The following is a 19354-nucleotide window of genomic DNA, read 5'->3' as shown; positions in this document are numbered from 1 at the left end:
TGCCATGTCGGTCACTGTCATTATCCGCTCCGGGTGCCGTGTTCCTCCCGGGTGTCGTCGGCCGGGGATTCTTCGGTCCCGCTGCCGGGCACTTCACCTCCGGGTACGGACTTCGGGGCGTCGGCGACCGCAAGACCGGAGAGGTCGCTGCCGGTGTCGTTGACGCGCAACACGAAGGGCCGGGTGTCGGTGTAGCGCACGACGCTGATCGATGCGGGCTCGGCGACGATGCGCTGGAAACCGTCGAGGTGGGTGGCCAGTGCGTCGGCCAGGATTGCCTTGATGACGTCGCCGTGGCTGCACGCGACCCACACGACGTCCTTGCCGTGGGTGTCGGCGAGCCGGCGGTCGTGCTCTCGGATCGCTTCGACCGCGCGGGCCTGCACCTGCGCGAGTCCTTCACCGCCGGGAAATATCGCGGCGGACGCGTGCTGTTGCACGATCTTCCACAGCGGCTCGCGGACGAGGTCGCCGAGTTTGCGGCCGGTCCACTGCCCGTAGTCGACTTCGGCGAGCCGGTCGTCGATCGTCGGTGTCAGGCCCCGGTCGATGGCCAGCGGTTGCACGGTCTGCCGGCAGCGCAGCAGTGGCGACCGGACGATCTCGGTGATCTCGAGACCGGTCAATCGGGTGAGAAGGTTCTTGGCCTGCACATGGCCGACCTCGTCGAGTTCCACTCCGGGGGCGCGGCCGGCCAGCATGTGGGAGGTGTTGGCCGTCGACCGTCCGTGGCGCAGCAGGATGACCGTCATGTGATCCAGCCTAGATGTCTCGTGGTAGCCGAGCGTTCGACGACGGCTACGTCGCCGCGATCGCACCGGTTCCGAGCAGACCGAACAGCAGCAGGCCGATGATGATGCGGTATCCGACGAACCAGTACATCGAGTGGTTCACCACGAACCTGAGCAGCCAGGCGATCGCCGCGTAGCCGACACCGAACGCGATGAGCGTCGCGACGGCGAGCTGCGGGCCGGAGGCCTCGAGCCCCTCACCGACGGGCTCGAACGCGTCGGGGAGGCTGAACAACCCCGAGGCGAGGACGGCCGGGATGGCCAACAGGAACGAGTATCGCGCTGCTGCTTCGCGGGTCAGCCCGAGGAACAGGCCGGCGGAGATGGTGCCACCGGAGCGGGACACGCCGGGAATCAGAGCGAGTGCCTGCGCCGAACCCATGATCAGGCCGTCCTTGAGGGTGAGCTGCTCGACGGTGCGGCGTTGGCGTCCGTAGTACTCGGCGGCGGCGATGACGAAGGAGAAGACGATGAGCATGGTCGCCACGAGCCACAGGTTGCGTGCGACGGTGCGGATCTCGTCCTTGAACACCAGACCCAGGATGCCGATCGGGATGGTGCCGAGAATCACATACCAACCCATCTTGTAGTCGTGGTTGTCGCGGTGCTCCTTGTGGAACACGCCGCGGAACCACGCGCACAGGATGCGCCAGATGTCGCCGGCGAAGAACAACAGAACGGCGGCTTCGGTGCCGAGCTGTGTCACGGCGGTGAAGGATGCGCCTGCGTCTGCCCCGAAGAACAATTCGGAGACGATCCGCATGTGACCGGACGAAGAGATCGGCAGGAATTCGGTCAGGCCCTGCACGAGTCCGAGAATGATGGTCTGCAGCCAGGTCATCGATTCGGTCATGCCGCGACTCCGGCGCCGCCGCGGGATGAGGAAGGACGAGGGGTCGAGGTGCCCGCATTCGAAGAGCGCAGATTCCGATTCACCCGCGAAACAGTACGCGGCGCGGCGGACCATCACTCGTCGTGCATCCGACATTAAGGTGCCAGTCAGGGAACGGCCGTGCATCGATCGGCACGTTCTCTCCGGTCGGGAGGATCACAGGCGGATGGAACACAGAACAGTGGGCTCGAGTGGGCTGCGCGTGTCGCGGCTCGGGCTCGGAACGTTGACTTGGGGGCGCGGTACCGACGGTGACGAAGCGGCGGCCCAGTTGTCGGCGTTCGTCGACGCGGGCGGCACCCTCGTCGATACTTCCCCCGCGTACGGAGACGGGGTCGCGCAGCGCATCCTCGCCGAGCTGCTCGACGATGTGGTGCCCCGCGACGAACTGGTGCTCTCGGGTAGTTCCGGGATCGACACCACCAAGCTGGGTGCCGGCCGGGTCGACTGCTCCCGCGGGGGGCTGCTCACGCAGCTCGACCACACGCTCCGCGAGCTGGGCACCGATCATCTCGATATCTGGCAGGTCGCGACCTGGGACCCGCACACACCTGTCGACGAGGTCGCTTCGGCTCTCGAGTTCGCGGTGTCCAGTGGCCGCGTCCGGTATGTCGGGGTGCGTGGCTTCCTCGGGTGGCAGCTCGCGACCGCGGCTGCGCGTACCCGACGGCCCGCGCCGCTGGTGTGCACACAGGTCGAGTACTCGCTGCTTGCCCGGGGCGTCGAAGAGGAACTGATTCCCGCGGCTGCGCATCATGGTGTCGGTGTGTTCGCGGCGGTCCCGCTCGCCGGTGGTGTGCTCACCGGCAAGTACCGCTCGGGGACGCCCGCCGACTCGCGGGGCGCCGACGACGTGCACACCGAAGAAGTGCAGCGGTACCTGACGAAGTCCGCGGTCCGGGTGGTCGACGCGGTCGCTACCGCAGCGGACGGGCTCGGCACATCCCCGTTGGCCGTGGCGCTGGCGTGGGTGCGCGATCGCCCGCACGTCGCCTCGGCTCTGGTCGGCGCGCGTGATCTGGCACAGTTGACAGGAGTGCTGGTCGCGGAGGAGCTGGCGTTGCCGCCGGCGATTTCGGCTGCGCTCGACGATGTCAGTGCGTGAGCTGGAACCGGCACTCGCCGGTCCACCTCACAAAGGTTAGGCTGTCCTGCCAAGAGGGTGATGAGGGGCAGTACAGAGAGGTGGGTCGATGACCACGATCGAGGTCGCAGGGTTCGCCGAGCGGATCCGGATCGAAACGCAGAAGGCACACTCGGACACCGAGAACTCGGTCTTCGTCACCGAACTGCTCGACGGGAAGCTCGATGCCTCGGCACATGCCGCGCTGATCGCCCAAACCTGGTTCGTGTACGACGCACTCGAACGGATCGGCCGCACCTACACCGACGACCCGATCGTCGGGCCGTTCCTCACCGCCGAACTCCTTCGCACTCCGGCGCTCGAGGCCGACCTGGGGTTCCTGCTCGGTGCGCAGTGGCGTGACGGACTCACGCCACTGCCCGCCACCGCCGCGTACGTCGAAAGGCTCGAGCAGGTCGCTGCGGCCTCCCCGGAAGCGTTCCTGGCGCACCACTACCTGCGCTACCTGGGCGACCTGTCCGGTGGGCAGATCATCCGCCGCATGCTCGAACGCGCCTACGGCTACGACCGCGACGGGCTGCGCTTCTACATCTTCGACGACATCCCGAAGACGAAGCCGTTCAAGGACTCCTATCGCGCCAAGCTCGATGCCGCTCCCCTCGACGAGGCCCAGCAGCAGCAAGTGATCGACGAGGCCAATCTCGTCTTCGGGCTCAACGGAGCGTTGTTCGCCGACCTGGCCGCCGATCTCGACCGATACCGGGCGCGGGTCTGAACGCTATGTTCCGTTCGACCGTGAAGGTCCTGTCGGCGCTGCTCGTGGCGATCGTCACGCTCGCGCTCGGCAGCTGCAGCACCGAGTCCGGCGGAAGCGGGACATCTGTGGCCGGCGCCCGCACCGCGACCGTCGCCGACCCCGATCCCCGACCGATCACCAACGATCCGTCCCCGAACCTTCCCACGACGGTCCGTAGCTTCGACGGTGTCGATGTCACCGTCACCGATGTGTCGCGGATCGTGGTCGCGGACCGCTCCGGGACCCTCGCCCAGACCGTCTTCTCCCTCGGTCTCGGCGACAATGTCGTCGGCCGCTCCACCGCGATCTTTCCCGCCGGTGAGCACCTGCCGAACGTCACACCCGGCGGGCACGGCCTCAACACCGAAGCGATTCTGGCGTTGAACCCGACGGTGGTGCTCACCGACACCTCGATCGGGCCGTTGGCCGTGCAGCAGCAGTTGCGCGACACGGGTGTACCGGTGGTGTTCGTCGATCCGGAACGCAGCCTCGACACCGTGGCGGAGGGTATCGAGTCGGTCGCCGCAGCACTCGGCGTCCCCGAGGCGGGAGAGGCATTGGTGCACCGCACCAACGACGAGATCGCCGCGGCGCAGTCCGCTGTTCCGGCGGAGCACCCCGATTTCACCGTTGCGTTCCTGTATCTGCGTGGCTCGGCGATCAAGATGCTCGGTGGTCCGGGTTCCGGTGCCGATGCGTTGATCGAAGCCCTCGGCGGACGTGACGCGGGAACCGTGGCCGGTCTCGAATCGCAGTTCATGCCGATAACGAGCGAGGCCATGATCGCGTCGGCACCCGACACGATCCTGATCATGACGCACAGCCTCGAATCCGTCGGTGGACCGGAAGGCCTGGCCGAGCTTCCCGGAGTCGCGCAAACCCCGGCCGGGAAGAACGGCAGCATTGTCGACATGGACGACGCGGTGCTGCTCAGCTTCGGCCCCGAGACCGGTGAGGTGCTCGCAGCACTTGTCGAGGCGTTCTACCCCACGGACGCGGCGTGAGCGAGCCGCGGGCGGACGGATACTTGCAGTGAGTGAGGTCGGCGAAACCACCGGACTGCCCGCCGAGGCGCTCCGCAAGGCCGGACCCACCCGCACCACCGTGGTGTTCGCCGGACTCGTCGTTGCGCTCGTAGCGCTCGCGATCGTGTCGGCATGTCTCGGTCAGGTACCCACCAGCCCCGCCGAGGTAGTGGGCAGTGTGCTGCACCGACTCGGTCTCGATTTCGGGCCGCTGCCTGCGCATCCGGCCGGTGAGGTCACGCTGTGGGAGGTGCGGTTCCCGCGGGTGGTGCTGGCGATACTCGTCGGCGCCGCACTGGGCTGCTCCGGCGCGCTGCTACAGGGCATCTTCGCGAACCCCCTCGCTGAACCCGGCGTGATCGGGGTGTCGTCAGGTGCCGCCGTGGGCGCCTCCGCAGTGATCGTGCTCGGCGGCGCCTTCTCGTCGGGATGGTCGCTGGCGTGGGCCGCGTTGCTGTCCGGTCTGATCACCACGTTCCTGGTGTACGCGATGTCGCGATCGGGAGGACGGACCGAAGTCGTCACCGTGATCCTCACCGGTGTCGCCGTCAACGCCATGGCCGGCGGCCTGATTGCGTTCTTCACCTTCGTCGCGAATCCCGCGGCCCGCGATCAGATCGTGTTCTGGCAGTTGGGCAGTCTCGGGGGCGCCACGTGGGACATCGTGTCGGTGGTCGCTCCGCTCACCGTGGTCGGGGTCGCAGTGGCGATTGTGCTCGCGCCCAAACTCGATGTGCTCGCGCTCGGTGAGAGCGTGGCTCGCCATCTCGGGGTCGACGTCGAGCGGGTCCGGCAGGTGGCGATCGTCGCGGTCGCGGTGCTGGTCAGTGCGGCAGTGGCATTCACCGGCATCATCATGTTCGTCGGGCTCGTCGTACCGCATCTGATGCGGCTGGCACTCGGCCCCGCCCACCGTGTCCTCATGTTCGCCAGCGTCCTGGGCGGCGCCGTGGTGCTCTTGGCAGCCGATCTCGGTGCCCGCACCCTGGTATCCAACGCCGACCTTCCCCTCGGCATGCTCACCGCGCTGATCGGCGGGCCGGTGTTCTTCCTGATGCTGCGCCGCACCCGAGCGAAGCAGGGTGGGTGGGCGTGAACCGGATTTCGTTCGCCTCTCCGGTCACTCCGATACTCGGCCGGTTGCGTGGCCGCCACCACGTGCCCGAGCGATCCGCGCCCGGTTCCGTGACTCTGCGCGGCACCGGAATCCGATTGCAGCGCGGCGAACGTGAGATTCTGCACGGCATCGACTTCGAGGTCCGCGTCGGTGAAGTGGTCGCGCTGGTCGGCCCCAACGGCGCGGGTAAGTCGACGCTGCTCGCCGCGCTGACCGGCGATCATCCGCTCAGCGGCGGGCACGTCGAGGTCGACGGATGTGGCCTCGACGAGTGGACCCCCCTCGCGTTGGCGCGGCGACGCGCCGTGCTGCCGCAGCAGCACACCGTCGGTTTTCCGTTCACGGCACGGCAGGTGGTGCAGATGGGCCGCGCCGCGTGGGCGCGTACGGACCGCCAGGGGGCCGACGGCGAACTCGTCGATGCCGCGTTCGCGACCTGCGACGTGACCCATCTCGCCGACCGCCCGTTTCCGGCGTTGTCCGGTGGTGAACGGGCCCGGGTCGCGCTGGCGCGGGTGCTCGCCCAGGACACCCAGACGCTGCTGCTGGACGAGCCGACCGCGGCACTCGACATCGGGCATCAGGAAACGATCATGCAGGTGGTGCGGTCCCGCGCCGATCACGGCCACGCGGTGGTGGTGGTGCTGCACGACCTCGGCCTCGCCGCGGCGTACGCCGACCGCATCTGCGTGCTGGAGAAGGGCCTTCTCGTTGCCGACGGCAGCCCCGTCGCGGTGCTCACCGAGGAACTGCTCAGCCGCGTCTACGACTATCCGGTGCGGGTCAGCGCGCACCCGGAGACCGGGACCCCGCTCGTGCTGCCGCATCGGGACGGGTCTGCACCCACGCTGTGAGCGCCACGTCACACCTGGGCTGACCGGCACGGAGGCGCCTGCACTCACGGGATGACGATCGGGAACACTGGATGGCGGCGCTGCCGTCAGGGCACTGCCACAGTCACAGCACGACAGCGAGGAGCGACGACGATGGGTGGACCGGTGATGCGCAGCGCCGCGGTGGTGATCGGGCTCGCGGTGACTCTCGTCGCCGGATGTTCCTCGTCCGACGAGGCAGCCGAATCGGTACCGACCCGTGAGCCGGCCACCGCCGCAGTGGCACCGCAGGTGAGCACCACCCCCGCCGGGGTCGTCACTCCGCTCGCGGAGTCGGTCGAGGCGATGGTCATCGCCCCCGGCACCAGCACCGTCGCTGCCCTCGTCGACGACGGTCGGAAAATGCTGCTGATCGACGACGCGGGCGCAGCGCCCCGTGAGGTGACGCTGCCCGCCGCCGCGGCGACCGTCTCCCCGGGCCCCGAGGGCAGCGTGCTGGCTCCCGCCGCGGGCGCGGTCTCGCAGATCGATGCCACCACCGGAGCGGTCACCGACGTGCCGGTCGACGGGGAAGCGCGTTCGGCTGCCGTCCTTCCCGACGGCCGCTGGGTGGTCGGAACCGCGGATGGCACTGTGCTCGTCGTCGCCCCCGAGACCGGTGAGGTGGACTCGACGATCAGCGGGCTCGTCTCCGTCGACGCACTCGCGGTCGCCGGGGGCACGGTCGCCGCGCTGGACCGCCACCAGACGTCCATCACCGAACTCGACCTGGAGGATTCGGGTCTGCGCGTCGCATTGCGCGCAGGCGAGGGCGCAACCGAAATGACCAGCGACCCGTTCGGCCGCGTCATGGTCACCGACACCGACGGCGACGAACTGCTGGTCTACACCCTCGATTCGCTGGTCCTGCGGCAGCGGTATCCGGCAGGACCGGCGCCGTACGCGCTGGCCTACGACGAGAAGCGCGACCTGGTGTGGGTCACCCTGACCGGCAGTAACGAGGTCGTGGGCTACGATCTGTCGACCGGTATCCCGAGGGAACGCCACCGCTTCTCGACGGTGCAGCAACCCAACTCGCTCGCCGTCGATCCGGCAGATGCAGCACTGGTGGTGGCATCGGCGACCGGCGACGGACTGCAGAGGATCCCGGTCGAAGGGTAGTGATGGCAAGCGAGAATGCGAGCCGGTTCACCCGCCTCCCCGTGGGGTGGGACACCAGCAACGACGAGTACGACTACGTGCCACTGAAGCTTCCGAAGGAAGTCTCGCGGATCAGCGCGTCGCTGCGACTCGCGATCTCGGCCGAATTCCACGGCTGGGAGCTGACCCGGCTGCGGTTGTATCCCGACGGCAGCCGCCGGGTGCTGCTGCGGCGGCGCAAGACCGGCCATCACGTCCCCGAACCCACCGTCCGCTGATCGAGTCTCGGGGCCTCCGCGCCCCTGTGCAGGGAGTTGTTCGTGTACCGCTTGCTTCTTCGCGTGATGTTCCTTGTGCCGCCGGAACGAATTCACCACGTGGTGTTCTTTGTGCTGCGTCTGATCACCGGCTTCGGGCCGACCCGCGCGCTCGCGTCGAAGATCCTCGCCGTCGACGATCCGGTGTTGGACAACACCGTGTTCGGTGTGCGGTTCCCGAATCCCGTGGGCATGGCAGCAGGCTTCGACAAGGATGCCAGGGGTGTCGACGCGTGGGGCCCGCTCGGATTCGGCTTCGCGGAAATCGGGACGGTCACCGCGCAGGCACAACCCGGCAATCCGGCACCGCGCTTGTTCCGGCTGCCGGAGGACCGCGCGCTGATCAACCGGATGGGGTTCAACAACCACGGCGCCGGTGAAGCCGCGAATCATCTGCGGCAGCGCCGCCGGACGGTGCCGATCGGCGCGAACATCGGCAAGACGAAGGTCGTGCCCGCCGAGCAGGCCGCCGAGGACTACACCGCAAGCGCGCAACTGCTCGGTCCGCTCGCCGACTTCATAGTGGTCAACGTGTCGTCCCCGAACACCCCGGGTCTGCGGGATCTGCAGGCCGTCGAGTCGCTGCGGCCGCTGCTGCAGGCGGTTCTCGACACTGTGACAGTGCCTGTGCTCGTGAAGATCGCCCCGGACCTGTCCGACGAGGACATCGACGCGGTCGCCGATCTCGCCGTCGAGTTGAAGCTCGCCGGGATCGTCGCGACCAACACCACCATCCGCCGCGACGGATTGCATACGGACGCCGCCCGAATCGAGGAGATCGGAGCCGGTGGCCTGTCGGGCGCTCCTGTGGCAGCACGATCGCTCGAGGTGCTGCGCCGGTTGTACGGGCGTGTGGGAGATCGTCTGACTCTGGTGTCGGTCGGGGGGATCGAGACACCGGAGCAGGCGTGGGAACGCATCCTGGCCGGTGCATCGCTGGTGCAGGGCTACACCGGGTTCATCTACGGCGGCGCGTTCTGGACGCGCCGACTCAACAAGGGACTTGCTCGCAAGCTGCGGGCGTCCGGCTACGCCTCGATCGCGGATGCGGTCGGCGCCGGTCACTGAGTTGTCCCGGTAGAGGACCGGGGGCCGACACCGTGGCGGTGTCGGCCCCCGGTTGGTCCGTTCGTCTATTCGACCTCGTAGGTACCGGTCAGCAGGCCACGCGCGATGGCGTGCCCGAATACGTTGAAGCCGAGGAACGCCGGGCTGGCCTCCGGGCCGACTCCTTCGAGTGTGTCGACGTCGAGAGCGTGCACGGCGACGATGTACCGGTGATGGCCGTGACCGGCCGGCGGGGCGGCACCGATGAATCCGAAGGCGCCTCCGTCGTGGCGCAACTGCACGGCCCCGGTCGGCAGAGCAGCGGAATCCGCACTACCGGCACCGGACGGCAACTCGGTGACGTCGGCTGGGATGTTCGCCACAGCCCAGTGCCAGAACCCGGACGCGGTAGGCGCGTCGGGGTCGAACACGGTCACGACGAAGCTCTTCGTCTCGGCAGGGAATCCCGACCACGACAGCTGGGGAGAGACGTCGCCGCCGCCGGGGATTCCGAACGCGCCGCTGGCCTGCGGAAGCTTCCACTGTCCGCCTTCGGCGAAGTCCTCGCTGGTCACCTGGAAGGTGGGCAGCTCGGGCAGGAACTTGTAGGGGTCGTAATCGAAGGCCATGCCGGTCCTTTCGGGTTGTGTTCGGTGATCTGTTTCGGTGATCAGGAATGCATGAGGAAGTGTTCCATGACCCGCGTGCCGAAGCGCAGTGCGTCGACGGGGACACGCTCGTCGACACCGTGGAACAGGGCCGCGAAGTCGAGTTCCGGGGGCAGTTGCAGCGGCGCGAAGCCGAAGCACCGGATTCCCAGCTTGGCGAATGCCTTGGCGTCGGTGCCGCCCGACAGCATGTACGGCACCGTGCGTCCCAACGGGTCGTGTGCCTCGATAGCGGCGTTCATCGCATCGACGAGGTCGCCGTCGAACGTGGTCTCGTAGGAATCGAGACTGGTGATCCATTCTCGGGTGACGTCGGGACCGATCAGTTCGTCGACGGTGCGCTCGAACTCGGCGCGGCGACCGGGCAGGATGCGGCAGTCGACGACGGCTTCGGCGGTCTGCGGGATGACGTTCGCCTTGTAGCCTGCATCGAGCATGGTGGGGTTGGCGGTGTCGCGCAGGGTGGCACCGACGATCCGGGCGATCGACCCGAGTTTGGCCAAAGTGCCTTCGAGGTCGGGCGATGTGGGATCGAAGTCCAGGCCGGTCTCCTCCCCCGCGGCGGCAAGGAATTCGGCGACCGAATCGGGGACTACGAGCGGGAACGTGTGGGTGCCCAGCCGGGCGACGGCCTGCGCGAGAATCGTGACGGCGTTCTCCTCGTGCAGGAACGATCCGTGTCCGGCGCGTCCCTTCGCGGTCAGACGCATCCATCCGAGACCCTTCTCGGCGGTCTCGACCATGTAGAGACGGCGTTGCGTCCCGTCGGGACGAGGAACGGTCAGCGAGAAACCGCCGACCTCACCGACGGCTTCGGTGATGCCCTCGAAGAGGTCGGGGCGATGCCGGACGAGCCAATGGGAGCCGTAGGTGCCGCCGGCTTCCTCGTCTGCGAGGAACGCGAAGACGAGGTCGCGCGGTGGGACGATGCCCTCGGCTTTGAAGCGTCGGGCTACGGCGATCATCATGCCGACCATGTCTTTCATGTCGACCGCTCCACGTCCCCAGACGTAGCCGTCTTCGACGGCCCCGGAGAACGGGTGCACACTCCAGTCGGCCGGTTCGGCGGGAACCACGTCGAGGTGGCCGTGCAGCATCAACGCCCCGCGGTCGCGGTCGGCGCCGGGGAGTCTGGCGAACAGGTTGCCGCGGCCGGGTGCACCGGATTCGACGTAGGTGGTCTCGTATCCGACCTCCTGCAGCTGGGATGCGACCCATTCGGCGCATTCCTTCTCGCCGCGGGTGGTGGCGAGGTCGCCGGTGTTGGACGTATCGAAGCGGATGAGCCGGGAAACGAGGTCGACGACCTCGGCTTCGGCACGGGACGGTGGATGCGCGCTCGACGTGGGGACCATGCCTGCATGTCTACCATCGAAGGCGCTGTGAATCACTGCAGGTAGGGGTAGCGATTTGGGAGCTGGAGCGTGGTGCGTTAATCTTTCACAGCGCCCGCCGGAGCGGGTGCAGGCATCAGTCCGAGTGGCGGAATGGCAGACGCGCTAGCTTGAGGTGCTAGTGTCCTATTAACGGACGTGGGGGTTCAAGTCCCCCCTCGGACACTCTGAGTCGAGACAGACGACGAAGGCCCCGAACCGATCAGGTTCGGGGCCTTCGTCGTTGCCGGGATGGGGGCCTTCTCACCGACGGACCGGATCGATACGACCCGAGAGGGGTCTGGGCAGGCGAATTGGGGAACGGCGTACTCATGCGCTACTGTTTTCGACAGCGCCCGCGAGAGCGGGAGTGCATCGCATGCCTGCATGGCATAGGTCCGAGTGGCGGAATGGCAGACGCGCTAGCTTGAGGTGCTAGTGTCCTATTAACGGACGTGGGGGTTCAAGTCCCCCCTCGGACACTCCGAACATGATGGCCCCGAACTTGATTCAGGTTCGGGGCCATTGTCGTCGGAGGCGAGCTTCTCAGTTTCGGCGTCCTGTGCGGAAGTAACTGAGCGGCCCGACGAAGTTCACGGCGATGATCAGGGCCCACTTCAGTTTGCTGCCGTCGACCTCTTCTGCGGGACGCCGCGCGAGATCGACCCAGGCGGTCGCGGCAAGCGAGATCTGCACGCTCGCGAGTGTGCACACCAGGACCTTCTGCCACGGCTTCAGGTCGGCGAACTTCTTCTTGGCGCAGACCGTCTCCGCGGGTGCGGTCGAACTCATCATTCCTCCGAAGTGATCCTCAGGACACGAGCGACGTGCGTTCGGCGCTCACCGCTACCATTATTTGCTACTGCACATACCGGAAAAAGAGCATATGGACCCCCAGAGCGAGACAGCACCGACATCCACCGACACACCGCGATCCGATCGGATCGATCCCGCAGACCTCGACACCTGCCTCCGTGTTCTCGATATGGCGGGCGACTTCGCGGCCGATCACCCGGATGCGGTCACGGTGCAGCGCGCCGTCGGGCACATGTTCAAGAAGTTCAAGCGGCTCCGCCGAAACGAGCGACGCGACCGTAAGGCCGCGGCCGATCGCGAGGTGCTCGAATCCACCGCAACGGGGTCCCCTACCCGTATCGACGACGAGACCGCCGGTGTTCCACTGGCATCGTCCGTACGGGGCGCAAGCGCGGGAACACTACTGCGGCCGCGCGGCTGCTATGTCTGCAAGAACAAGTACACCCAGGTAGACGCGTTCTACCATCAGCTGTGCCCGGAGTGTGCAGCGGCGAATCACGCCAAGCGTGACGCCCGCACCGATCTGACCGGCAGGCGCGCGCTGCTCACCGGTGGTCGCGCCAAGATCGGGATGTACATCGCGCTGCGACTGCTGCGCGACGGCGCGCACACGACGATCACCACCCGCTTCCCGAACGACGCGATCCGCCGGTTCAGCGCAATGGAGGACAGCGCCGACTGGCTCCACCGCCTGCGGGTGGTCGGAATCGATCTGCGCGACCCGGCGCAGGTCGTCGCCCTCGCCGACGAGGTCGCAGCGCAGGGTCCGCTGGACATTCTCATCAACAATGCGGCACAGACGGTGCGACGCTCCCCCGGCGCCTATTCGGCCCTAGCCGAGGCCGAGTCCGCGGCGCTTCCGGCGGGGCCTCGTCCGGAAGTCCTCACGTTCGGTAAGCCGTCGGATGCTCATCCCGCCGCGCTCGCCGGGAGCCTGTCGGGCAGTGCATTGTCACCGGAGGCGGTGTCGTCGCTGGCGATGGTGGCCGGATCGGCGACGCCAGAGCGGATCGCCGCAGGCGTCGCGATCGACGCGGGCGGTCTACTCCCCGATCTTGTGCACACCAACAGCTGGGTGCAGACCGTGGGCGAGGTCGAGCCACTCGAGCTACTCGAAGTGCAATTGTGCAACTCGGTGGCGCCGTTCATCCTCGTCGATCGACTGCGCCCCTCGATGGCCTCGTCACCGGCACGCCGCAAATACGTCGTCAATGTCTCGGCGATGGAAGGCCAGTTCGCAGGACGCAGATACAAGGGCGCGGGGCACCCGCACACCAACATGGCGAAAGCCGCCCTCAATATGCTCACCCGGACGAGCGCCGAGGAAATGCTGAGCGACGGCATCCTCATGACCGCCGTCGACACGGGGTGGATCACCGACGAACGACCCCACCATACGAAGATCAGGTTGGCGGAGGAAGGCTTTCACGCACCGCTCGATCTGGTCGACGGGGCAGCGCGGGTGTACGACCCGGTCGTGCAGGGTGAAGCCGGCGTCGATCTGTACGGGTGTTTCCTCAAGGACTACGCACCTGCGCCCTGGTGAGGTCGGTCCGGTGAGATCCGGCCGACACGGCACCGCCCGCGGAGATCACTTCCACACAGAACGGATTCCGAATTCACCGGTATCGGCCGCGATACTGGTACACAGTGGTCCATCTGTCCCACCGCGCATAGGAGCATCATGTCTGTCGCCGTCGTCCATGCCGATACCCCCGAGGGACGCGCCGCCCTGCGCGCCGGTGCCAGGGAAGCCTCCGACCGCGGGCAGACACTCCTGGTGCTGGCCCCTCTCGACGATCCCACCGACAGTGACGCGGTGGTCGCCGACGTCCGAGAGGTCCTCGGCGAAGGCGACTGGGAACTGCTCACCGAGGTGCACAACGGTGATTCGGTCGGAACGGTCGTCGAGTTGCTCGCGCGCAGCGGTGCCGAGAGAGCTGTGGTCGGTAGCCGCGGCCGGACCGCGACCGGCAAGTTCCTCCTCGAACGCGGTCTACAGCGCATGATCATCGAAGCGGCGGTTCCGGTACTCGTCGTGAAGGACGAGTGATCGCCCTACTCTGGTTGCATGGCATACCGGCTCCTTGCCGACGCCACTGCGTTCGTCCATCTGCTGTTCGTGCTCTACGTCGCGTTCGGCGGGTTCCTCACGTGGCGGTGGCCGCGCACGATCGTCACCCATGCGCTCGCTGTGATGTGGGGCGCCGGGTCGGTGATCATCGGGTTCGACTGTCCGTTGACGTCGGCAGAGAACTGGGCCAGGGGCAAGGCCGGTGAGTCGGGATTGCCTGCGGGTGGATTCATCGATCATTATCTGACCGGCGTGATCTATCCGGAATCGGCACTGGGGTTGGTCCGTGCCGGTGTCGTGGTGTGCATCGTGGTGTCCTGGACGGTGCTGTGGCTACGCCACGGGCGTGCGCGGGCGGGAAAGGCCGCACCGGGACTTACCCGACAGTAGGGTGGCGGCATGACTGCCTCACGCCATCTCGACGTCGTCGTCTACGGCGCCACCGGCTTCGTCGGCCGGCTCACCGCCGAGTATCTCGCCCGCCACCTGCCGTCCGGTCTGACGGTCGGCCTCGCCGGCCGTTCCCGCGACAAGCTCGATGCTGTGCGCTCGACGCTTCCTTCGCCTGCCGCCGACTGGCCTTTGATCATCGCGGATGCGGAAGACCCCGGCTCCCTCGCCTCGATGGCAGCCGAGACGCGCGTGGTGATCACGACGGTCGGCCCCTACGCCCGGTACGGCATACCGCTGGTCCAGGCGTGTGCCGAAGCGGGCACCGATTATGTAGACCTCACCGGGGAGGTGCTGTTCCAGCGCGAGAGCATCGACCGGTTCGACGACATCGCACGCCGCACGGGCGCCCGTATCGTGCACGCGTGCGGATTCGATTCGGTTCCGTCCGATCTCGGTGTCCATGCTCTGCGTCGTGCCGCAGACGCGGACGGCGCCGGCGCACTGACCGACACCACGTTCGTCCTGACCTCGATGCGAGGCGGTGTCAGCGGCGGCACGATCGATTCGCTGCGCAACCAGCTCGAGGTGGTGCGCGGGGATCGCGTCGCACGGAAGATCGCGGCAAGTCCCTACTCGTTGTCGCCCGACCGGAGTCTGGAACCCGATCACGGCAGGCAGAGCGATGTCGCGCTGGTCGACGGCAAATCGATCGCTCCGGAGCTGACCGGATGGAAGGCGCCGTTCGCGATGGCGTCGGTCAACACCCGGGTGGTGCGGCGCAGCAGCGCGCTGACCGAAGGGACCTACGGACCGCGGTTCCGGTATCGGGAGGTGATGAACGTCGGCTCGTCGATTGCGTCCCCGGTGATCGCCGGAGCCGTCGCAGTGGGGCTGGGTGCACTCGTGGCGGGCCTGTCGTTCCGGCCGACCCGATTCCTTCTCGACAAGGTGTTGCCCGCACCCGGGGAGGGCCCGTCGGAACGAACCCGCGAGCGCGGGCACTTCACGGTCGATCTGTTCACCACCACCGAAACCGGCGCCCGCTACACGGCGCGGATAGCCGCCAAGGGTGATCCCGGCTACAAGGCGACCGCGGTGATGCTGAGTGAATCCGCGCTGTCGTTGGCAGTGGGAGGTTCGGCGCTGCATGCCGGCGGTGGCGTGCTCACTCCGGCGGTGGCGTTCGGCGATGTGCTGACCGAGCGGCTACGTGCAGCGGGCTTCGAGATCTCGACACGCCGTCTACCCTGAATCTTCGTACCGGCGTGGTTTCGGAGTAGCCGGGAGGTTATGCTCGATCGGTCGCCTGTCCGGCGACCGAAGTAGCCGATGGAAGATAGGGCACCATGTACGCGATGAGCATCGAGACGGCTCCGGCCGCTCGGCTTGCGCTGATGGCGTTCTGGCCTACCCGTCGTGGCGCGTGCTTCGACTGCGAGTGTTGTTCCTGGATGTCCTTCTGAGCGGTGTCGCACCGCTCGTCGTGTTCGTCTAGGTTCCTTCCAGTCGCACGGAGCGATGCATGCTCAATCTCCTCGTTTTCACGTTGGTCGGTGTCGGTGCCCAGTTGGTCGACGGCGCTCTCGGCATGGCGTTCGGTGTCACTGCCACCACTTTGCTGATCTTCAGCGGTGTCGGCGCGGCGCACGCGAGTGCCGCGGTTCACCTGGCCGAGGTCGGTACCACCCTGGTGTCCGGTGTTGCACATTGGCGCTTCCGCAACATCGACTGGAAGGTCGTGCTGCGACTCGGCGTACCCGGTGCGATCGGTGCGTTCCTCGGTGCCACAGTCCTTTCTGGATTGTCCACGGAAGCGGCTGTTCCGGTCACCGCGACGATCCTGCTGATCATCGGCGTGTACGTGGCCCTGCGCTTCTCGGTGCGCCCGCCGGCCGTGGCCGATGCCCGTACCTCGCCGCACACCGCGAAGTTCCTCTCTCCCCTCGGATTCTTCGGCGGTTTCATCGACGCGAGCGGAGGCGGTGGTTGGGGTCCGATCACCACCAGCACACTGCTTTCCCGCGGAAAGACCGCACCGCGCACAGTGATCGGCTCGGTCAGTGCCTCGGAGTTCCTTGTCGCGGTCGCAGCAAGTATCGGATTCCTGATCGGTCTGGGGCGCGAATCGCTCGACAACCTGCTCATCGTCGCTGGGTTGGCGATCGGCGGTGCGCTGGCGGCACCGGTCGCGGCATGGCTGGTTTCCCGCGTTCCGGCGACCCTGTTGGGTACCGCGGTCGGCGGCGTCATCGTGGTGACCAATCTGTACAAGCTGTTCGACACGTTCGAGGTGTCCAGCACCGTCGCAACGCTGCTCTACATGCTGCTCATCGCCGGCTGGATCACGCTGCTGGTGGTGTCGTGGAAGCGTTCGAAGCTCACCGCCGCCGAGTCGTCCGGCGGCCTCGAGAAGCTCGAGGCCCCGACTCCGACAGCGTTGCAGGAAGATCCACAGGGCCAAAAAATCTAGCACGCACCTTGACCGGACAAATCACCCACACCAAGATCAGTTCGGTGCGCCACACCCGATAACATTCGCCGCGTGAATCGACTTCGCCTCGCCGCCCTCCCTGCCGCCCTCGCTTGCGCGCTCGTCCTCGGCGCCTGCTCGTCCGACGACACGTCTGCCTCCGAGAGCGGCAACGCCTCTGAGACAGCCGATGCCTCCTTCTCCGAAGGAGACGTCAGCATCGAGACGCTCGACGCTGACCTTCTCACGAAGTTCTCCAGCTGCGACGACGTGTCCCCCGCCGTGGATCAATACATCGACGGACTCGACGCCGACCCGGACAACGGCTCGAGCGACTACGGCGTGTACTGCACCTGGACGACGCCCGACGCCGCAGCGAGCCTCGACGACATCCGCACGGTCGAGGTCATGATCGAGACCGGGAACGGCGCCGTGTCGGACCCCTCGGTGCTCAGCACCGCAGGACTCGAGGTGCTCTCCGACAGCACCGTCGAATCGAAGGGCGGCGTCGCCTACACGATGAATATGGGAACCGACGTAGCCGGAATCACGGTTACCACCGTCGAATTCCCGGACGTGCGTGTCTCGATCACGGGCGGGCAGTGGGCCGACTCCCCCAGCTTGGACGGGCCCGCGGCCGTCGCCGCCGCCACGGAACTCCTCGGCCTCTGAACGAACCGGGCGGCTGAACGAACCGGGCCGCTGAACAACCGGTCTCGAACGAGCGCGGGCGCGGTCACCGATATGGTGACCGCGCCCGCTTTCGTGTCCGCTCAGTCGAGCTGACCGACCGCTCTCCTATCGGTGTTCTCATCTCGTGCCCTGGACATCACGCCGCACGTGATGAGCACCTGCGCCGAGATGTAGGTGAGCATCACCCAGAAGCCCGACATCGGCAGGGGGAAGTCGTCGACGAAGGCACGCAAGGCGATCAGCGAATCGGAAACCACGAAAACCACACCGCCGATCGCGACGGTGCGCCCGACTCCGGTGGCGAGTACCGCCATCGTGGCCAGGCACAGCGCGTAGAGCACGACGGGGACCACCAGTACGCCCGCACCCGGGGCGCACACGGCAACCAGCACGACGACGGCGACTGCGAAGACCGCGAGTACCCAGCGCCTGGTGTGCAGCACACTTCCGGACCGGTACGGTGCGAACGCCGCGATGTACGTCACCTGCGCACACAGGAAGAATCCGACGAGCACCAGAAACGAGGTGTCACCGTCGAACAGATCGGGTGCGGTGTCGCCGAGCCAGGAGAAGGCCAACGCCACCAGCGTCAGCTCGACGAGCCGTGATCGGGGCGCGGTCGTGCCGAGTACGAGCGCGGTCGCCAGCACCGGCATGAGTAGCCATTGAGTGGCGTCGACCAGCATCGCCACGGGATCGATGAGCTGGGCGAGCAGATGTACCGCGGCGAGTACACCGAAACCGGCGAACGCGATCCGCGCACCGATGCCCTGGGTCACCGAGAGGGACCGTCGTTCTCGTCGCTGCCGACACCGTCGAAAGCATCGAGAATCTGCTGCGCACCGATGGCCGCGGTAAGCGACCCGTCGCGCACTCCGGCCTCGACGTCACCGCGGATCGCCTTGACGCGCGGATTGCCTTCGAGACGCCGGAGCAGCTGGTCGTGCACCATCGTCCACGTCCAGTCGACCTGTTGGCGACTGCGGTTCTCCTCGAACCGACCCGCTTCGGTGAGCACCTTCCGGTGTTCGAGGACGGTGTCCCAGAACGTGTCCAGACCAACGCCTTCGAGGCCACTCATGGTGATCACGGGCGGTTTCCACAACGCGTCATGCGGGTGCACCATGCGCATCGCCCCGGACAATTCACGTGCGGCGACTCGCGCGTCGCGCTCGTGGTTGCCGTCCGCCTTGTTCACCGCGACGAGGTCGGCGAGCTCGAGCACGCCCTTCTTGATGCCTTGCAGCTGGTCGCCGGTGCGGGCCAGTGTCAGGAAACAGAAGCAGTCCACCATGTTCGCGACGGTGACCTCCGACTGTCCCACACCGACGGTCTCGACCAGGATCACGTCGAAACCGGCTGCTTCGAGCAGCACCATCGTCTCGCGGGTCGCCTTCGCGACACCGCCGAGGGTGCCGGCCGTCGGTGACGGGCGAATGAACGCGTCCTGCTCGCCGGACAAGCGCGCCATCCGGGTCTTGTCGCCCAGGATCGACCCACCGGTCCGCGTCGACGACGGATCGACGGCGAGCACCGCGACCCGATGTCCCTTACCGATCAGGTACATGCCCAGCGCGTCGATGAAGGTGGACTTCCCGACTCCCGGCACACCGGTGATACCGACCCGGATCGCACCACCCACCTGCGGGAGCAGGCGCAGCAGCAGCTGCTGCGCCTGCTCCCGATGGTCGTCGCGGGTCGATTCGATCAGGGTGATGGCCCTCGCGAGTCCGGCTCGCTCGTTGGCCAGCACAGAGGTCGCGAGAGCGTCGAGGTCGACCGGACGACGGCGCGTCACGGAATTCCCGATCGAGGTGTCACCCAT

At 67.1% G+C, this 19354-nt stretch carries 21 protein-coding genes and 2 tRNA genes; 16 read left to right on the top strand and 7 right to left on the bottom strand.

Annotation, left to right across the window (positions count from 1 at the left end):
* Positions 1 to 20: 20 nt before the first annotated feature.
* Positions 21 to 752: a histidine phosphatase family protein gene (locus tag ACSYG9_RS23040; RefSeq protein WP_440124660.1), complete on the bottom strand. Its 732-nt coding sequence runs from the start codon at positions 750 to 752 to the stop codon at positions 21 to 23.
* A gap of 46 nt (positions 753 to 798) precedes the next feature.
* Positions 799 to 1644 carry an undecaprenyl-diphosphate phosphatase gene (locus tag ACSYG9_RS23035; RefSeq protein WP_440124659.1) on the bottom strand — a complete coding sequence of 282 codons (846 nt, stop codon included), beginning with the start codon at positions 1642 to 1644 and terminating at the stop codon, positions 799 to 801.
* A 205-nt stretch (positions 1645 to 1849) separates the two neighbouring features.
* On the opposite strand from ACSYG9_RS23035, the gene ACSYG9_RS23030 reads away from it, so the two are divergent.
* The 8 genes from ACSYG9_RS23030 (at position 1850) to ACSYG9_RS22995 (ending at position 9063) form a co-directional block, all read left to right on the top strand.
* Positions 1850 to 2788, top strand: coding sequence for an aldo/keto reductase (locus ACSYG9_RS23030; RefSeq protein ID WP_440124658.1), 939 nt, complete (start codon positions 1850 to 1852; stop codon positions 2786 to 2788).
* An 88-nt stretch (positions 2789 to 2876) separates the two neighbouring features.
* The gene (locus tag ACSYG9_RS23025; RefSeq protein ID WP_440124657.1) at positions 2877 to 3542 is read left to right on the top strand and encodes a biliverdin-producing heme oxygenase; all 666 of its coding nucleotides are present in this window, start codon (positions 2877 to 2879) and stop codon (positions 3540 to 3542) included.
* Between the two features lie 5 nt (positions 3543 to 3547).
* Entirely contained in the window at positions 3548 to 4567 is a 1020-nt protein-coding gene (locus ACSYG9_RS23020) for a heme/hemin ABC transporter substrate-binding protein (RefSeq protein ID WP_454840049.1), read from the top strand.
* Positions 4568 to 4622: 55 nt separating this feature from the next.
* On the top strand, positions 4623 to 5684 hold the full coding sequence (locus ACSYG9_RS23015) for an iron chelate uptake ABC transporter family permease subunit (RefSeq protein WP_440127774.1): 1062 nt from the start codon (positions 4623 to 4625) through the stop codon (positions 5682 to 5684).
* Between the two features lie 89 nt (positions 5685 to 5773).
* Positions 5774 to 6559 (top strand): heme ABC transporter ATP-binding protein, encoded by a 786-nt coding sequence (locus ACSYG9_RS23010; protein ID WP_440127773.1) that lies wholly within the window; start codon positions 5774 to 5776, stop codon positions 6557 to 6559.
* Positions 6560 to 6691: 132 nt separating this feature from the next.
* Positions 6692 to 7699, top strand: a complete 1008-nt coding sequence (locus ACSYG9_RS23005) for a hypothetical protein (RefSeq protein ID WP_440124655.1) — start codon at positions 6692 to 6694, stop codon at positions 7697 to 7699.
* Between the two features lie 2 nt (positions 7700 to 7701).
* Positions 7702 to 7956, top strand: coding sequence for a DUF5703 family protein (locus ACSYG9_RS23000; protein WP_169690516.1), 255 nt, complete (start codon positions 7702 to 7704; stop codon positions 7954 to 7956).
* 42 nt (positions 7957 to 7998) lie between these two features.
* Positions 7999 to 9063, top strand: coding sequence for a quinone-dependent dihydroorotate dehydrogenase (locus tag ACSYG9_RS22995; protein WP_440124654.1), 1065 nt, complete (start codon positions 7999 to 8001; stop codon positions 9061 to 9063).
* 65 nt (positions 9064 to 9128) lie between these two features.
* On the opposite strand, the gene ACSYG9_RS22990 is transcribed toward ACSYG9_RS22995, so the two are convergent.
* Both ACSYG9_RS22990 and ACSYG9_RS22985 read right to left on the bottom strand, forming a co-directional pair.
* Complete coding sequence (locus tag ACSYG9_RS22990; RefSeq protein WP_440124653.1) at positions 9129 to 9671, bottom strand: YbhB/YbcL family Raf kinase inhibitor-like protein; 543 nt, start codon at positions 9669 to 9671, stop codon at positions 9129 to 9131.
* A 41-nt stretch (positions 9672 to 9712) separates the two neighbouring features.
* Positions 9713 to 11065, bottom strand: a complete 1353-nt coding sequence (locus tag ACSYG9_RS22985; protein WP_454840047.1) for a M20/M25/M40 family metallo-hydrolase — start codon at positions 11063 to 11065, stop codon at positions 9713 to 9715.
* Positions 11066 to 11183: 118 nt separating this feature from the next.
* Here ACSYG9_RS22985 and ACSYG9_RS22980 point away from each other — a divergent pair.
* Together ACSYG9_RS22980 and ACSYG9_RS22975 are read left to right on the top strand one after the other, a co-directional pair.
* Positions 11184 to 11269, top strand: a tRNA-Leu gene (locus ACSYG9_RS22980).
* Between the two features lie 210 nt (positions 11270 to 11479).
* Positions 11480 to 11565: transfer RNA gene (locus tag ACSYG9_RS22975), tRNA-Leu, on the top strand.
* A gap of 64 nt (positions 11566 to 11629) precedes the next feature.
* Here the strand turns inward: ACSYG9_RS22975 and ACSYG9_RS22970 are convergent.
* On the bottom strand, positions 11630 to 11875 hold the full coding sequence (locus ACSYG9_RS22970; protein WP_440127772.1) for a PLDc N-terminal domain-containing protein: 246 nt from the start codon (positions 11873 to 11875) through the stop codon (positions 11630 to 11632).
* Between the two features lie 94 nt (positions 11876 to 11969).
* On the opposite strand from ACSYG9_RS22970, the gene ACSYG9_RS22965 reads away from it, so the two are divergent.
* The 6 genes from ACSYG9_RS22965 to ACSYG9_RS22940 all read left to right on the top strand — a co-directional run bounded on the left by ACSYG9_RS22965 (position 11970) and on the right by ACSYG9_RS22940 (position 17508).
* Entirely contained in the window at positions 11970 to 13445 is a 1476-nt protein-coding gene (locus ACSYG9_RS22965) for an SDR family NAD(P)-dependent oxidoreductase (RefSeq protein WP_440124651.1), read from the top strand.
* Positions 13446 to 13583: 138 nt separating this feature from the next.
* A complete protein-coding gene (locus ACSYG9_RS22960; RefSeq protein ID WP_440124650.1) occupies positions 13584 to 13952 on the top strand; it encodes a universal stress protein in 369 nt (122 codons plus the stop codon).
* A gap of 18 nt (positions 13953 to 13970) precedes the next feature.
* Positions 13971 to 14363 (top strand): DUF2784 domain-containing protein, encoded by a 393-nt coding sequence (locus ACSYG9_RS22955; protein WP_440124649.1) that lies wholly within the window; start codon positions 13971 to 13973, stop codon positions 14361 to 14363.
* A gap of 9 nt (positions 14364 to 14372) precedes the next feature.
* On the top strand, positions 14373 to 15617 hold the full coding sequence (locus tag ACSYG9_RS22950; protein WP_440124648.1) for a saccharopine dehydrogenase NADP-binding domain-containing protein: 1245 nt from the start codon (positions 14373 to 14375) through the stop codon (positions 15615 to 15617).
* A gap of 271 nt (positions 15618 to 15888) precedes the next feature.
* Positions 15889 to 16836: a TSUP family transporter gene (locus tag ACSYG9_RS22945; RefSeq protein ID WP_440124647.1), complete on the top strand. Its 948-nt coding sequence runs from the start codon at positions 15889 to 15891 to the stop codon at positions 16834 to 16836.
* Positions 16837 to 16908: 72 nt separating this feature from the next.
* Complete coding sequence (locus tag ACSYG9_RS22940; protein WP_440124646.1) at positions 16909 to 17508, top strand: hypothetical protein; 600 nt, start codon at positions 16909 to 16911, stop codon at positions 17506 to 17508.
* Positions 17509 to 17609: 101 nt separating this feature from the next.
* Here the strand turns inward: ACSYG9_RS22940 and ACSYG9_RS22935 are convergent, their stop codons facing one another.
* Positions 17610 to 18308 carry a lysoplasmalogenase gene (locus ACSYG9_RS22935; protein WP_440124645.1) on the bottom strand — a complete coding sequence of 233 codons (699 nt, stop codon included), beginning with the start codon at positions 18306 to 18308 and terminating at the stop codon, positions 17610 to 17612.
* On the bottom strand, positions 18305 to 19354 hold the full coding sequence (meaB, locus tag ACSYG9_RS22930) for a methylmalonyl Co-A mutase-associated GTPase MeaB (RefSeq protein ID WP_440124644.1): 1050 nt from the start codon (positions 19352 to 19354) through the stop codon (positions 18305 to 18307). The genes ACSYG9_RS22935 and meaB overlap by 4 nt, the downstream gene beginning before the upstream one ends.

The organism is Rhodococcus sp. SJ-2, assembly GCF_053750035.1.
This window is presented reverse-complemented; position numbering and strand designations above follow the sequence as displayed.

Coding starts and splice junctions, on each gene's coding strand:
- ACSYG9_RS23040 (WP_440124660.1), bottom strand. CDS start 752: ATGACGGTCATCCTGCTGCGCCACGGACGGTCGACGGCCAACACCTCC.
- ACSYG9_RS23035 (WP_440124659.1), bottom strand. CDS start 1,644: ATGACCGAATCGATGACCTGGCTGCAGACCATCATTCTCGGACTCGTG.
- ACSYG9_RS23030 (WP_440124658.1), top strand. CDS start 1,850: ATGGAACACAGAACAGTGGGCTCGAGTGGGCTGCGCGTGTCGCGGCTC.
- ACSYG9_RS23025 (WP_440124657.1), top strand. CDS start 2,877: ATGACCACGATCGAGGTCGCAGGGTTCGCCGAGCGGATCCGGATCGAA.
- ACSYG9_RS23020 (WP_454840049.1), top strand. CDS start 3,548: ATGTTCCGTTCGACCGTGAAGGTCCTGTCGGCGCTGCTCGTGGCGATC.
- ACSYG9_RS23005 (WP_440124655.1), top strand. CDS start 6,692: ATGGGTGGACCGGTGATGCGCAGCGCCGCGGTGGTGATCGGGCTCGCG.
- ACSYG9_RS23000 (WP_169690516.1), top strand. CDS start 7,702: ATGGCAAGCGAGAATGCGAGCCGGTTCACCCGCCTCCCCGTGGGGTGG.
- ACSYG9_RS22990 (WP_440124653.1), bottom strand. CDS start 9,671: ATGGCCTTCGATTACGACCCCTACAAGTTCCTGCCCGAGCTGCCCACC.
- ACSYG9_RS22985 (WP_454840047.1), bottom strand. CDS start 11,065: ATGGTCCCCACGTCGAGCGCGCATCCACCGTCCCGTGCCGAAGCCGAG.
- ACSYG9_RS22970 (WP_440127772.1), bottom strand. CDS start 11,875: ATGAGTTCGACCGCACCCGCGGAGACGGTCTGCGCCAAGAAGAAGTTC.
- ACSYG9_RS22965 (WP_440124651.1), top strand. CDS start 11,970: ATGGACCCCCAGAGCGAGACAGCACCGACATCCACCGACACACCGCGA.
- ACSYG9_RS22960 (WP_440124650.1), top strand. CDS start 13,584: ATGTCTGTCGCCGTCGTCCATGCCGATACCCCCGAGGGACGCGCCGCC.
- ACSYG9_RS22955 (WP_440124649.1), top strand. CDS start 13,971: ATGGCATACCGGCTCCTTGCCGACGCCACTGCGTTCGTCCATCTGCTG.
- ACSYG9_RS22950 (WP_440124648.1), top strand. CDS start 14,373: ATGACTGCCTCACGCCATCTCGACGTCGTCGTCTACGGCGCCACCGGC.
- ACSYG9_RS22945 (WP_440124647.1), top strand. CDS start 15,889: ATGCTCAATCTCCTCGTTTTCACGTTGGTCGGTGTCGGTGCCCAGTTG.
- meaB (WP_440124644.1), bottom strand. CDS start 19,354: ATGGGTGACACCTCGATCGGGAATTCCGTGACGCGCCGTCGTCCGGTC.